We start from the raw sequence: 448 nt of genomic DNA on the forward strand, positions 1-448 counted from the left end.
TGAAGATGGCCGCAGCTTCAGGTTACTGAATATCATTGACGACTTTAATCGCGAAGGACTGGCGATTAAGGTCGATTTCTCACTACCGTCAGAGCGGGTCATCCGAACGCCAAATCAGGTGATTGAGTGGCGCGGTAAGCCAAAACAGATTCGCAGTGATAATGGCCCGGAATACATCAGTGCTTTACTGGCAGAGTGGGCAACCAGACATGCTATTGAACTGAAATTTATCCAGCCAGGCAATCCGCAGCAAAACGCTTATGTAGAGCGATATAACCGAACGGTTCGCGGAGAATGGCTGGATCAGTATTTATTCAGCAGTATTGCAGAGGTTCAGGAGCATGCGACAGCATGGCTATGGTTTTACAATAACGAACGTCCGAACAAAGCAGTTGGTGGCGTACCACCGAAATATAAAAAGACTTTAACAACCCCGTCTTCTACTTCT

The 448-nt window shown here is 47.1% G+C and carries 1 protein-coding gene; it reads left to right on the forward strand.

Annotated features, from left to right (window positions below):
- A partial coding sequence (locus tag KDM89_RS19800; RefSeq protein WP_212689603.1) for an integrase core domain-containing protein occupies positions 1 to 448 on the forward strand: 448 nt, incomplete at both ends.

This window comes from Cognatundibacterium luofuense (genome assembly GCF_018139685.1).
Classification (GTDB): Bacteria; Pseudomonadota; Gammaproteobacteria; order Burkholderiales; family Burkholderiaceae_D; genus Undibacterium; species Undibacterium luofuense.